General features: G+C 64.3%; 12 protein-coding genes. 8 read left to right on the top strand and 4 right to left on the bottom strand.

Annotation, left to right across the window (positions count from 1 at the left end; all coding sequences use genetic code 11):
- Positions 1–32: 32 nt before the first annotated feature.
- The 6 genes from AC5I5I_RS07535 (at position 33) to AC5I5I_RS07510 (ending at position 5,940) form a co-directional block, all read left to right on the top strand.
- Positions 33–740, top strand: a complete 708-nt coding sequence (locus AC5I5I_RS07535) for a cobalamin B12-binding domain-containing protein (protein ID WP_495971518.1) — start codon at positions 33–35, stop codon at positions 738–740.
- Between the two features lie 77 nt (positions 741–817).
- The gene (gene ppsR, locus AC5I5I_RS07530; RefSeq protein ID WP_495971516.1) at positions 818–2,248 is read left to right on the top strand and encodes a transcriptional regulator PpsR; all 1,431 of its coding nucleotides are present in this window, start codon (positions 818–820) and stop codon (positions 2,246–2,248) included.
- The gene (chlG, locus tag AC5I5I_RS07525) at positions 2,238–3,146 is read left to right on the top strand and encodes a chlorophyll synthase ChlG (RefSeq protein WP_495971514.1); all 909 of its coding nucleotides are present in this window, start codon (positions 2,238–2,240) and stop codon (positions 3,144–3,146) included. Before ppsR ends, chlG begins: the two co-directional genes overlap by 11 nt.
- A 5-nt stretch (positions 3,147–3,151) precedes the next feature.
- Entirely contained in the window at positions 3,152–4,483 is a 1,332-nt protein-coding gene (locus AC5I5I_RS07520) for a BCD family MFS transporter (RefSeq protein WP_495972545.1), read from the top strand.
- Positions 4,470–5,654, top strand: coding sequence for a geranylgeranyl diphosphate reductase (locus AC5I5I_RS07515; RefSeq protein WP_495971512.1), 1,185 nt, complete (start codon positions 4,470–4,472; stop codon positions 5,652–5,654). The genes AC5I5I_RS07520 and AC5I5I_RS07515 overlap by 14 nt, the downstream gene beginning before the upstream one ends.
- A 7-nt stretch (positions 5,655–5,661) precedes the next feature.
- Positions 5,662–5,940: a hypothetical protein gene (locus AC5I5I_RS07510; RefSeq protein WP_495971510.1), complete on the top strand. Its 279-nt coding sequence runs from the start codon at positions 5,662–5,664 to the stop codon at positions 5,938–5,940.
- Between the two features lie 15 nt (positions 5,941–5,955).
- Here AC5I5I_RS07510 and AC5I5I_RS07505 read toward each other — a convergent pair whose 3' ends face one another.
- From AC5I5I_RS07505 to AC5I5I_RS07490, 4 genes are all read right to left on the bottom strand, one after another.
- Positions 5,956–6,909: a D-2-hydroxyacid dehydrogenase gene (locus AC5I5I_RS07505; RefSeq protein WP_495971508.1), complete on the bottom strand. Its 954-nt coding sequence runs from the start codon at positions 6,907–6,909 to the stop codon at positions 5,956–5,958.
- A 90-nt stretch (positions 6,910–6,999) separates the two neighbouring features.
- Positions 7,000–8,190 (bottom strand): aminotransferase class V-fold PLP-dependent enzyme, encoded by a 1,191-nt coding sequence (locus tag AC5I5I_RS07500; protein WP_495971506.1) that lies wholly within the window; start codon positions 8,188–8,190, stop codon positions 7,000–7,002.
- Positions 8,191–8,221: 31 nt separating this feature from the next.
- On the bottom strand, positions 8,222–9,541 hold the full coding sequence (gene glyA / locus AC5I5I_RS07495; RefSeq protein ID WP_495971504.1) for a serine hydroxymethyltransferase: 1,320 nt from the start codon (positions 9,539–9,541) through the stop codon (positions 8,222–8,224).
- A 48-nt stretch (positions 9,542–9,589) separates the two neighbouring features.
- Positions 9,590–10,642, bottom strand: coding sequence for a ketopantoate reductase family protein (locus tag AC5I5I_RS07490; RefSeq protein WP_495971502.1), 1,053 nt, complete (start codon positions 10,640–10,642; stop codon positions 9,590–9,592).
- 172 nt (positions 10,643–10,814) lie between these two features.
- Here AC5I5I_RS07490 and AC5I5I_RS07485 point away from each other — a divergent pair, with 172 nt between their 5' ends.
- Both AC5I5I_RS07485 and AC5I5I_RS07480 read left to right on the top strand, forming a co-directional pair.
- Positions 10,815–12,221 (top strand): helix-turn-helix domain-containing protein, encoded by a 1,407-nt coding sequence (locus tag AC5I5I_RS07485; RefSeq protein ID WP_495971500.1) that lies wholly within the window; start codon positions 10,815–10,817, stop codon positions 12,219–12,221.
- Between the two features lie 199 nt (positions 12,222–12,420).
- The gene (locus AC5I5I_RS07480; protein WP_495971498.1) at positions 12,421–12,723 is read left to right on the top strand and encodes a hypothetical protein; all 303 of its coding nucleotides are present in this window, start codon (positions 12,421–12,423) and stop codon (positions 12,721–12,723) included.
- Positions 12,724–12,744 lie beyond the last annotated feature (21 nt).

Here is a 12,744-nt window from a genome sequence, read left to right as displayed (position 1 = left end):
TCCGCGCGCACGGTGCCGATCCGGCTCAGGCCATGCCGCGCCTGCCTGCTGAGGAGCGGGTCACCGACGAGGTGAAAGCTTTCTGCAACATCGTGCTGTCGCAGAATCCCGATGCCGCATTGCGACACATCGAGGCGCTGGTTGCGAGTGGACGATCATTGGAGACCATCTATCTCGACCTGATGGTCCCCTGCGCGCGCTATCTGCGCCGTCTCTGGGATGAGGATGTGTGCGATTTCGCCGCAGCCACGCTCGCGCTCTGGCGCCTGCAGCAGCTCCTGCGTGATTTCAGCACCGCGTTCCGCAGCCTTGGTGCCGAACATTCCTGTGGATTACGCGCCCTGCTGGCGCCCGCGCCCGGCGAGAAGCAGGAGCTGAGCTTCATCATGTTCGACCTCGCTCTGATCGGCGAGTTTTTCCGCCGCGACGGCTGGGACGCCTGGATCGAGCCGGATTCGTCGAGCGCTGAATTTGCCACGCTGGTGCGGACCCACTGGTTCGACGTTGTGGAATTCCAGGTGAGTGGCGACAAGCGGCTCGATGCGCTCGCCGCCAGCATCAGCGCCGTGCGGCGCGATTCTCCGAACCAGGGGCTCAGGGTTCTGGTCTGCGGTCCCGCTTTCGTGCGTCATCCCGAACTCATTCTGGTCGTCGGCGGGGATCTGCCGGCGGCCGATCCCAAACTTGGAGTTGCGCAGGCCCGTAACCTGGTCGGACTTCCCACAACGACACGTGGCTGAAGTCATTGCTTCAAGAACTCAGAACCAGGGAGGAAACGGAGTGGAGGGCTTTCGCGTCGCAGAGAACCGAGGCGTCCGTGAAGCTGTTTCAGGCCCCAAAAGAGACGTTGGGCGATCTCGATGCGGAAGCAGCCGCGACCGTTATTGCAACGGCGGCGGATGTCGCGCTCGTCCTGAACGCGCAGGGCATTATCCAGGATCTGGCCTTCCCGCGCGCGGAGCTCGCCTCCGAATTCACTGACGCGGCTGAGTGGATCGGCCGTTCATGGGCCGACATGCTGATCGAGGACAGCCGCCCCAAAGTGAGGGCGCTGCTCGACGAGGCGACCGGGACCACCACATCGCGCTGGCGGCAGCTCAATCACCGATCGGCCAGCGGCTCCGAATTCCCAATCCTCTATTCGGTCGTCAAGATCGGCGCCAGCGATCGCTTTGTTGCGGTCGGGCGTGATCTTCGTACGCTGGCGACACTGCAACAGCGGCTGGTCGAGGCGCAGATGTCGATGGAGCGCGATTACTCGCGCCTGCGGCACGTCGAGACCCGATACCGGATCCTGTTTCAGACCTCGGCAGAGCCCGTGCTCGTGGTCGATGCCACGACCGACAAAGTCGTCGAAGCCAATCCGGCTGCGACCCGTCTGTTTGGCGACAGTGTCGGCCGCATGATCGGAAACGGTTTCCCCGCCAATCTCACGGCCGAGGGTTTGCAGGCGTTGCGCGCCTTATCGACTTCGGTGCGAGCCGGGCATGGTGTCGAGGACCTGCGCCTGCGGCTGAGCGACACTAACTTGGAGTTCGTGGTCTCGACGTCGCTGTTTCGCCAGGCGGCGTCCGCCTTTTATCTTGTCCGCTTCACGCCGTCGCATATCCAGGGTGCTCTGCCGCAACCCTCTGTCGCCAATGCGCGTCTGGCCAAATTCGCACGCAACGCCCCGGACGGCTTCGTGCTGACCGATGTCGAGGGCCGCGTCCAGTCGGTCAACACCGCGTTCCTGCAGATGGCGCAGCTTCTGACCGAAGATCAGCCGCGCGGTGAGGCGCTTGACCGCTGGCTCGGCCGCTCGGACGTGGATATGCGCGTCGTCATCGCGAATCTTCGCCAGCACGGTTCGGTCCATCTGTTCTCGACCGTGCTGCGGGGCGAGCTTGGCGCGATGATCGACGTCGAAGTGTCGGCGATCTCGCAACTCGACGACAAGGAAATGAGCTTCGGCTTCGCGATCCGCAATGTCGGCCGCAGACTGGTCTCCACTACCGGCGAGCAACGCGTTCTCACCCGGTCCCCCGAGCAGCTGAAGGATCTGATCGGCCGCGTGCCGCTCAAGGACATCGTGCGCGACACCACCGATGTGATCGAACGGCTCTCGATCGAAGCAGCGCTCGAACTGACCGGCGACAACCGCGCCGCAGCCGCCGAGATGCTCGGGCTCAGCCGCCAAAGTCTTTACGTCAAGCTGCGCCGGTTCGGTCTCGCGGATGGCGCCAGCGAGAGCGACGATGGGCATTAGATCGCTGCCGACGCACGCACGGCCCGATCCGGCAGCGGTCCTTGAACTGCTGAAGCCGATCACCTGGTTTCCGCCGATGTGGGCTTACGGCTGCGGGGTGGTGTCGTCCGGATTGTCCGTCGGCGATCGCTGGCCTTACGTGATTGCCGGGATCGTGCTGGCCGGTCCGATGGTCTGCGGCACCTCGCAGGCGGTGAATGACTGGTTCGACCGGCATGTCGATGCGATCAACGAGCCGGATCGGCCGATACCGTCCGGCCGCGTGCCCGGCGCCTGGGGACTTTATATTGCGATTGCATGGACGCTGCTTTCGCTCCTGGTCGCGACCGCGCTGGGGCCATGGGGATTTGCGGCCGCCGTGGTCGGCCTCGCACTCGCCTGGGCTTACAGCGCGCCCCCGTTCCGGCTGAAGCAGAATGGCTGGTGGGGCAATTCCGCCGTTGCCGGATGCTACGAAGGCTTGCCGTGGTTCACCGGTGCGGCGGTGATGGCAGCGGCGTTTCCCGATTGGCGGATCGTGCTGCTCGCGGCGATTTACAGCGTCGGCGCGCACGGCATCATGACGCTCAACGACTTCAAGTCCATCGAGGGCGACAAGCGCATGGGCATTGCCTCGTTGCCGGTGCAGCTTGGTCCCGACCGAGCGGCGCGGCTGGCCTGTATCGTCATGGCGTTGCCGCAGGTGGCGGTGGTGGCGATCCTGCTATTCTGGGATCGCCCGTGGCATGCCGCTGCCATTGCCGCCGTTCTCGCCTTGCAAATCCTGCTCATGCCCCGCCTGCTCGGCGATCCGCGTGGCAAGGCAGCCTGGTATAACGCGACCGGCGTTACGCTTTACGTCAGCGGCATGCTGATCAGCGCATTCGCGGTCGGCTCACTCGTCGCAGGTGGCGTATGACCACGATGAAACCGCTCGGCTGGTTCGGCATCGTGCGGCTTGGCCTCGTGCAGACTGCGCTCGGCGCCATCGTGGTTCTCACCACCTCGACGCTGAACCGGGTCATGGTGGTCGAAATGGCGTTGCCGGCGATGGTGCCCGGGGCGCTGGTGGCGCTGCATTACGCTTTGCAGATCTTCCGTCCTCGCTTCGGGTTCGGTTCCGACGCCGGCGGCCGCCGCACGCCATGGATCATCGGCGGGATGGCGGTGCTTTGCGCGGGCGGCACGATTGCGGCAGTGGCGACGGCGCTGATGGCCACCCATCCTGTTGCCGGGATCGGCCTCGCGGTGCTCGGATTCCTCTGCATCGGATTCGGGGTCGGCGCCTCCGGGACGACGCTCCTGGTGTTGCTCGCGACCCGCACCGACGAGCGCCGGCGTCCGGCCGCAGCCACCATCGTCTGGGTAATGATGATCGCGGGCTTCATCGTCACGGCGGCGACCGCGGGCTCGCTGCTCGATCCATTCTCCCCGGCGCGGCTGGTTGCGGTCGCGAGCGGTGTTTCGTTTGCGGCCTTCGTCCTCTCCTTGATTGCCGTTTGGGGCATCGAAGGCGACACCCCCACACGAGCCGCAGCGTCCTCGCAGCAGAAGGCGACGTTCCGTCAGGCGCTGGCCGAGGTCTGGGCGGAGCCGCAGGCGCGGCGGTTCGGAATCTTCGTCTTCATTTCCATGCTCGCCTTCAGCGCGCAGGACCTGATCCTCGAGCCGTTCGCAGGCATCGTGTTCGGCTATACGCCCGGCCAGTCGACGCGCCTGTCCGGCACGCAGAATAGCGGTGTGCTGGCCGGCATGGTCCTCGTTGCAATCGCCGGCAGCGCCATTGGCGGCAAGCGACTCGGCTCGTTGCCGATGTGGATGGTGACCGGTTGCGTCTGCTCTGCGCTGGCGTTGTTCGGCCTCGTGCTGGCAGCGGCGATCGGTCCGTCCTGGCCGCTGCGGGCGTCCGTCTTTCTTCTCGGTTTTTTCAACGGCGTCTATGCGGTGGCGGCAATCGGTTCGATGATGGCGCTGGTCGCAAAAGGGGCGCCGGCACGTGAAGGCGTCCGCATGGGATTGTGGGGCGCGTCCCAGGCCTTCGCGTTCGGTCTCGGTGGCTTTCTCGGCGCAGCCGCCAGTGACCTCGCACGCCATTGGCTCGGCTCGCCGGCTGCGGCCTACGGCACCGTGTTCGCGATCGAAGGACTTCTATTCCTTCTCGCCGCCGTGCTGGCGCTGCGGCTGAACCGCAATCCGGCAACCGACAGAACAGCGATCAAGACAATCTCAGGGAGGAATGCCCATGCATCCGCGTGAGACTTTCGATGTCGTCGTCGTGGGTGGCGGCCCGAGTGGGGCGACCGCGGCCAGTGTGCTGGCGCGCCAGGGCCGCTCGGTGCTGCTGCTCGACCGTGCCGGACGCATCAAGCCCTGCGGCGGTGCAATCCCGCCGCGCCTGATCCGCGACTTCGAGATTCCCGACGAATTGCTGGTGGCGCGCGTCACCTCCGCACGCATCGTCTCGCCGAAGGACCGGCATGTCGATATGCCGATCGACGGCGGCTTCGTCGGGATGGTGGATCGCGACGTGTTCGACGAATGGCTGCGCGAACGTGCCGCGCGCGACGGTGCGATCCGGAGAACCGGAACCTTCCAGGCCTTCGAGCGCGATGCCGATGGCACTGCGGTCCTGCATTACCGGAGCAAGGGGCAGGACGGGGCCGTGCGCGCACGCGCGGTGATCGGCGCCGATGGCGCGCTGTCGGCGGTCGCGCGCGAAGCGATGCCCGATCTCGAGACCGTTCCCTATGTCTTCGCCTATCATGAGATCGTGCGCTCGCCGCGCAAGGACAGCCGGTTCTTCGACGGCAAGCGATGCGACGTCTATTACCGCGGCGAACTCTCGCCCGATTTTTACAGCTGGATTTTTCCGCACGGCGACACCGCCAGTATCGGCACCGGCTCAGCGCATAAGGGATTTTCGCTGCGCAATGCCGTGGGCGCCTTGCGCGAATGCGCCGGTCTCGATGGGCTGGAGACCATCCGGCGCGAAGGCGCGCCGATCCCGCTGCGGCCATTGTCGCGATGGGACAATGGCCGCGACATCGTGCTGGCCGGTGATGCTGCGGGCATTGTCGCGCCGGCGTCAGGCGAGGGCATTTACTACGCAATGGCGGGCGGACAGATGAGCGCGGAAGCGGCCGGCCGCTTCCTCGACACCGGCAATCCGCGTGAACTCGCCTCGGCGCGCAAGCGCTTCATGAAGCAGCACGGCTCGGTTTTCCGCGTGCTCGGCATGATGCAGCGCTTCTGGTATGCGAGCGACAATCGCCGCGAGCGCTTCGTCAGCATCTGCCGCGACCGCGATGTGCAGCAGCTCACCTGGGATGCGTACATGAACAAGGAGCTGGTGCGGGCGAAGCCGATGGCGCATGTGCGCATCTTCTTCAAGAATATCGCCCATCTGACCGGGCTCGCCCGGGTGTGACGGGACCATGGAGGAATTTTTCCGCAGCGGAATGGTGGCGGATGTCATCCTGGTTGTGATGGTCGCCGAAGCGCTGCTGCTTCTTTTGTACCGGAGGGTTACGGGGCGCGGAGTGGCGGCGCGTGATCTGTTCGCGATGCTGCTCGCCGGCGCCTGCCTCGTGCTGGCGCTGCGTGCGGTCCTGACCGGATCGAGCTGGCCGGTGGTTGCGCTGTGTCTCGGCGCCGCGCTGATCGCGCATCTGATGGACCTGTACCGGCGGTGGCCCCGCCGGGCGGTCGGCTGATCGGAAGTCGCCTGTCTATGCGACGCGGTTGCTCGGGCGGCCGGCTTGGAAATTGTCGATATGCTCGACAACCTGATCCCATAACGTCTGCATGGCTTCGTCGCTGGCCCATGCGGTATGCGGGGTCACGATCACGTTGGGACGATTGAGGACTTTCAACAGCGGATTGTCAGGTTTCGGCGGCTCCGAGGTGAGGCAGTCGAACCCGATGCCGGCGATCTGTCCCTTGTCCAGTGCGTCCACGAGATCGGCTTCGTTGACGAGTCCGCCGCGCGCGCAGTTGATCAGCAGCGGGCGCCGCTTCATCTTAGCGAATTCGGGCGCGGCGATCATGTTGCGGGTCGCCGGCATCAGCGGCGAATGCAGCGTGATGACATCCGAGGTCTCCAGCACCTCGTCGAACGGCGTGTAAAGCGGTCCCAGCCCCGTGACATTCTTGTGGGCCGCGAACAGCGTCCGCATGCCGAAAGCCTGCCCGAGCCGCGCGACGCCCTGGCCGAGCGCGCCTTCGCCGATGATGCCAAGCGTCGAGCCGGCCAGATCGTTGATCGGATGGGTGAAGAAGCAGAATTGCTGGGCTTCCTGCCAGCGGCCGTCGATCACGTCCTGACGGAAGCCGATCAGGCCGCGACGCAGCGCCAGAATGAGCGCGAAGGTGTGCTCCGGCACGGTATTGACGGCATAACCGCGGACGTTCGACACGACGATGCCGCGTTCCTTGCAGGCATCGATATCGAAGGCGTCATAGCCCGTGGCCGGAATGCAGATCATCTTCAGGTCCGGCAATTGCATGATGGCGTCGCGCCGGATCGGCACCTTGTTGCAGACCGCGATATCGGCGCCGGTCAGCCGCTCGACGACCTGGTCGGGTTGCGTGCGGTCGTGCTCGATCCATTCGTGCGGGAAGGACGGTTTCGACATCCGGACCGATGGCCCGATCGTCGATCGGTCGAGAAAAACGATGCGCATTCTGGATGTGTCCCAAGCGGTTCTGGCTGCACAACACAATAACGCCCCGCATGCGGGGCGCTATCGTCGCGTTGTCTCAGGCGGTACGGATCACTCGGCGGCGATCCGCATCGCCTCTCCCGATTGCGACAGATGGCGGACCGCGGCGCCGGTGCCGGAGCCCGGCTCGAACTTGATTCCGACATCGCGCATCGCAAGTTCGACGCCGCCGAGCGCCTGCAGCACCATGATTTCGTTCAGCCAGCCCAGATGGCCGATCCGGAACACTTTGCCCGCGACCTTGTTCAGGCCGGTGCCGAGCGAGAGGTCGTAGCGATTGTAGGCGGTCTTGATCACCTCGTTCGCATCGAAGCCGTCCGGCACCACCACCGCGGTCACGGTGTCGGAGAACCATTCCGGGCCCTGCGCGCACATGCGCAAACCCCAGGCATCGACGGCGGCGCGGACTGCACCGGCGAGCCGGTGGTGACGCGCGAACACATTCGGCAATCCCTCTTCCGTCAGCATGTCGACCGAGGCCCGCAGCCCGCGGAGCAGCGTCGCCGCCGGCGTATAGGGGAAATAGCCCTGGGCGTTGGCCTTGATCATGTCCTGATAGTCGAAGAAGCAGCGCGGCAGTTTCGCGGTCTTGCCGGCCGCCAGCGCCTTCTGGCTGACGCATACGATCGCGAGACCCGTCGGCAGCATGAAGCCCTTCTGCGATCCCGCGACCGCAACGTCAACGCCCCATTCATCCATCCGGAAGTCGATCGAGGCGATGGAACTGACGCCGTCGACGAACAGCAGAGCAGGGTGCTTGAGGTCGTCCAGGATGCGCCGCACCCCGGCGACGCTTGAGGTGACGCCGGTCGCGGTTTCGTTCTGCGTCACCAGCACGGCCTTGATGGCATGGGTCTTGTCGGCTTCGAGACGCGCCCGATAAAGGTCCAGCGGCACGCCCTTGCCCCACTCGACATCGACCGCATCCACCTTCAGACCGAAGCGCTGGCACAGATCGACCCACAGCAACGAGAACTGGCCGAAGATCGACGCGAGCACGGTGTCGCCGGGCGACAGCGTATTGGCGATCGCCGATTCCCAGCCGCCGGTGCCGGAGCCCGGGAAAATGAACACCTGTCCGGTGCTGGTCTGAAAGATCGTCTTCAGATCGGCGAACAGAGGAAGCGTGAACGCCGGAAAATCGGGCGCGCGATGATCCTCCAGCGCAACGTCCATGGCCTGACGGACGCGAAACGGCATGTTGGTCGGTCCCGGTACGGCCAACCCCTTGAATCCTGGCATTGCGTCGCTCCCTCTTGAATTCGGTTTTGGTTCAGTGGCTTGCGTAGATAGGGAAGGCGCGGCATAGCGCTTTCGCCTGCGCCTTCACCGCGGTCTCGGTGACGCCGTTGCCGTCGGGTCCGTGTTTGGCAAGGCCCTCCAGCACTTCGGCGATCAGATCGCCGATGGTCTGGAATTCGGCGATGCCGAAGCCACGCGTGGTCCCGGCCGGCGTGCCGACGCGTATGCCCGATGTGACCGTGGGCTTCTCGGTATCGAACGGCACGCCGTTCTTGTTGCAGGTGATGTTGGCGCGGCCGAGCGCCTGCTCCGACAGATTGCCTTTCAGGCCCTTTGAACGCAGATCGACCAGAGCGAGATGCGTATCGGTGCCGCCGGAAACGATATCGAAGCCATGATGCTTCAGCCTTGCCGACAGCGCGTTGGCATTGGCCACAACCGAAGCGATGTAATGATTGAAGGCGGGCGTCAGCGCTTCGCCGAAGGCCACGGCTTTGGCGGCAATCACATGCATTAGCGGACCGCCCTGCAGGCCGGGAAACATCGCCGAGTTGATTTTCTTTGCGAGGTCCTCGTCGTTGGTGAGGACGAGCCCGCCGCGCGGACCGCGCAACGTCTTGTGGGTTGTCGATGTAGCGACATGGGCGTGCGGAAACGGCGACGGATGCAGGCCGGCCGCGACCAGGCCGGCGATATGCGCCATGTCCACCATAAGATACGCGCCGACCGCGTCCGCGATCCGGCGGAACGCGCCGAAGTCGATCTGGCGGGGATAGGCGGAGCCGCCGGCAATGATGACGCGCGGCTTGTGCTCCAGCGCAAGCGCTTCGACCTGATCGATGTCGATGCGCTGGTCTGACTTGCGCAGGCCATAGCCGACCGCGTTGAACCATTTGCCGGACAGATTGGGTGCGGCGCCGTGGGTAAGATGGCCACCGGAATCGAGCCGCATGCCGAGGATGGTGTCGCCCGGCTTGGAAACGGCCAGCAGGACGGCCTGGTTGGCCTGGCTGCCGGAATGCGGCTGCACATTGGCGAAGTTGCAACGAAACAGCTCGCAGGCTCGTTCGATCGCGAGCAGTTCGACCACGTCGACATGCTCGCAGCCGCCGTAATAGCGCCGGCCCGGATAGCCCTCCGCATACTTGTTCGTCAGCACTGAACCGGCCGCGTCGAGCACCGCGCGGCTCACGATATTCTCGGATGCGATCAGTTCGATTTCATCGCTCTGACGTTCGAGTTCAGCGGCGAGCGCCCGCGACACCGCAGGGTCGATGACCTCCACCGGACTGCTGAAGAAGCCGGGCGACGCTGGCTTTTGAGATGGAACGAGTTTGAGATGCGGCTCCACTGCGGGTGCTCCGGCGATCGGGATCTACGGGAAGGCGCGAGACGTCGATCAGGCAGCGCGGGCGCGATTTCCGGCAAGGCTGGCATCGACTAGGGTGACGATCCGGTCGATGGCCGGATGCGTAATTCCGAGCTGGCGTCCGACGGCCTGAATGAGCCGGTCGACACGCTCGACCGCTGCGGCACCTTCAGCCAGCGCACGCGCAACCGAGGAGGGACGCAGCAGTTGCTCGGCGGCCGCGGCATATTTGTCGAACGCGACCAGATCGTCGGGCTCGGCGCCCATGCGCAGCACGATGGCTTCCGCGCAGGAATAGATGTCGCGCGACAGCGCCGGATCGCCCAACACCGCGTCGCGAATGGCAATCGGATGGCCCGGCGTCACGCACCGGTAATTGCCTGTCATCAGCATCGGCCATTTGGCGAGCGGGACGAACAACGAGGGCGAGACGCGCAATTTCACCGGCACATCCAATCCGGCCAGCCGGACGCTTTCGATGTCGTCGGCAAGCGCATGCAGGATGGCGTTGTATTCCGGAAGGCCGAACTCGGCGGCCTTGAAATTCGTCGCGAGATTGACCTGCAGCACATTGGCCGGCTCGTCTGCCGGACGCACAGCCTGCGGATCCGGTGAGCATAATGTCACCGCGCGCGGATCGAACCGGTCCCAGACCCTGATGTTCGAGAATGCGTCGTCGAGCGCGCCCGCATCGATCGCACCGAGCCGCTTCAGATATGGCGCGGGCGGCATGTTCATCAGCGACAGGCAGGGGACACGCGCCTCGGCGAGCTTCGCCATCAGCGGCCGGATGGTGTGATGGCCGTATTGCGGTTCCTGCATCGCCAGCACCGCGAGGTCGAAGCCTGAGGGATCGACGGCATCCGGTGTCGCGGCGCGGACATTTCCGATCAGGTCGGCCGATCGAATGGCGCGGGCGGCTGCCTCGCCCTTCAGTTTGATCCGAACGACTGTGCCAGCGCGGTTGATCAGTTCCGCGGTTTCGGACCGGCAGACCAGGGTGACGTCATGGCCCGCCATGGCGCATTTGGTGCCGAACAACGACCCGTAGGACGCGCCCAAAGCGAGAATTCTGAAAGCCATGCTGACCTCCCGGGTCGGTTGCTGCCTGTCGGGTTGTTGTTTTCATGAGGTAACTCCGACTCGCCCGAAAAAGCATTCAAAACCGGGTTTGTGTGTTGTTGGTTTGCATACAGAATGAGATATTTTGTAATGTTGTAATATCGCCCGATGCTTGAACTGCAAGGCTGAAGCCATGTCGAAGACATTTGTCGGCCCGCAATTGCGGCAGCTCAGGCGCGAGCGCCGCCAGACCCAGGCGGAGATGGCGAAGGTGCTCGGCGTCAGTGCAGGCTATGTCAACTTGCTGGAGAACAACCAGCGCAGCCTGTCGGTCCGGCTGCTCATGGCGCTCGCCGATACTTACCAGGTGGACTGGCGCGACCTGATCCGCGACGAGGCGCCGAACCTTCTCTCCGAGCTTCGCAATGTCATGCGCGATCCGATGTTCTCCGGCAACGTGCCGGACCTGCAGGAATTGCGCGCCGCCATCGATCATGCACCGCGACTGGTCGAACAGTTCGTCGCGCTTTACGGCATTCACCGCACCACGCTGGAACGGATCATGCGGCAGGGTACGGCGAGCGGTCCGGAAGGCTTGCTGGCATCATCCGCTGAAGCCGTGGTCCACGATTTCTTCCGCGACAATTCGAACTATTTCCACGGGCTCGAACTTGCGGCCGAGCGGTTACGGCGCGAGGAGGCCTGCGAGACCGACGACATCTATGCGGTGCTGAAGGCCCGGCTCTCCAATGCCCATGGCATAGCGGTCCGCCGGCGGACAGCAGAAGACATGACGCAGGCGCTCCGTCTTTATGATCGCGACGCGCGTGTTGTTCACCTCTCGGAAGCGCTCGATCATTGCAACCAGGTGTTCCAGCTCGCGCATGTGCTGTGTCTTGTGGAGCTGGAGGACCAGTTGACGGCGCTGACCGCCGCGAGCGGCATCACCAACAAAACCAGTCTCGCGCGTTGTCACGTCGAGCTTGCGAATTATTTCGCAGCGGCTTTCCTGATGCCCTACGAGACCTTCCTGCAGACGGCGGAAGATACCGCCTATGACATCGACCGGATCTCGGCCCGGTTCGCGGTGTCTTACGAGCAGGCCTGCCACCGGCTGACCACGATGCAGCGGCCTGGCGCGCAGGGCGTGCCGTTCTTCTTCCTGCGTGTCGACAAGGCCGGAAACGTCACCAAGCGATTCAATTCGACATCGTTTCATCTGGCCGAATATGGCGGCTCCTGTCCGGTGTGGAACATCCACATGGCGTTTCGCACGCCGGGGGTCATTCTGCCGCAATTCGTGGAGCTTCCGGATGGCGAGCGTTTTTTCACCATCAGCCGCACCGCCGACCGTCCCGCCGTCAATCTCGAGACCCAGGATCACCGCCTGTCGGTGGCATTGGGCTGCGAACTGCAGCATGCCGGCCGGCTGCGCTATGCGGCCTCGTTCAATCTCAGCGATCAGCGCATCTTCCGAAAGATAGGCATCAACTGCCATCTGTGTCCGCGGCAGGCCTGTTCCCAGCGTGCGCACCAGCCGGTGTTCATGGAATTGCCGCTCGACACCGCGCGGCGCGGCAACACCCGATACGAGAGCTGATTTGACCGGAAGCCGCGCTGCGATCGGCCGGGTTTCGCTGTCAGGGCGCACCAGTGAGGTTGGCCTCGATTTCGACGGGGGATGGAGGCCTCTTGAGTGAAACCAAAAACGGCTTAACTGCAACACAGCACGTTCTTGCTGCAACGCAGCATATGCGCTAGGAATTGCCGGGGAATCATGGAGTCGCTGAGGCCGTTTTATGAGCAAAAACAACACTAAAGCTTGGAAAACCAAGTATGGCCCGCGTCGCGTCCGGCAGGAGGATCCGACCCTGGTGGAAGCGATCGCAGCGGCCCGGGATTTGTCCGACGACATCGACCAGCAGGTCGAGATCGCGGCCTCGCTGATCGGCCTGCCTGCGGATCAGGTCCGGGCGGAACTGCTGAAACTCGCGCCTCCCCGCAAGGACAACAGCAAGTCGGTGGTGTTCACCGGTCCGGCCACCGCCCAGCGGGTTGTCGTGGTTGAAACCAAGCGCCCCCGGCGCGTGGTCGCGCGATAGCGCGTCCGTTATTGCGGCGCT

The organism is Pseudorhodoplanes sp. (genome assembly GCF_059499825.1).
Note: the sequence above shows the minus strand (reverse complement) of the source record. Positions and strands in the feature narration are given on the sequence as shown.

What these genes read in the sequence shown, in the direction of transcription:
- AC5I5I_RS07510 (WP_495971510.1), top strand. Translation starts at nt 5,662, where the DNA reads ATGGAGGAATTTTTCCGCAGCGGAATGGTGGCGGATGTCATCCTGGTT.
- AC5I5I_RS07480 (WP_495971498.1), top strand. Translation starts at nt 12,421, where the DNA reads ATGAGCAAAAACAACACTAAAGCTTGGAAAACCAAGTATGGCCCGCGT.
- AC5I5I_RS07515 (WP_495971512.1), top strand. Translation starts at nt 4,470, where the DNA reads ATGCATCCGCGTGAGACTTTCGATGTCGTCGTCGTGGGTGGCGGCCCG.
- AC5I5I_RS07505 (WP_495971508.1), bottom strand. Translation starts at nt 6,909, where the DNA reads ATGCGCATCGTTTTTCTCGACCGATCGACGATCGGGCCATCGGTCCGG.
- AC5I5I_RS07490 (WP_495971502.1), bottom strand. Translation starts at nt 10,642, where the DNA reads ATGGCTTTCAGAATTCTCGCTTTGGGCGCGTCCTACGGGTCGTTGTTC.
- AC5I5I_RS07520 (WP_495972545.1), top strand. Translation starts at nt 3,152, where the DNA reads ATGAAACCGCTCGGCTGGTTCGGCATCGTGCGGCTTGGCCTCGTGCAG.
- AC5I5I_RS07485 (WP_495971500.1), top strand. Translation starts at nt 10,815, where the DNA reads ATGTCGAAGACATTTGTCGGCCCGCAATTGCGGCAGCTCAGGCGCGAG.
- AC5I5I_RS07535 (WP_495971518.1), top strand. Translation starts at nt 33, where the DNA reads ATGCCGCGCCTGCCTGCTGAGGAGCGGGTCACCGACGAGGTGAAAGCT.
- AC5I5I_RS07500 (WP_495971506.1), bottom strand. Translation starts at nt 8,190, where the DNA reads ATGCCAGGATTCAAGGGGTTGGCCGTACCGGGACCGACCAACATGCCG.
- chlG (WP_495971514.1), top strand. Translation starts at nt 2,238, where the DNA reads ATGGGCATTAGATCGCTGCCGACGCACGCACGGCCCGATCCGGCAGCG.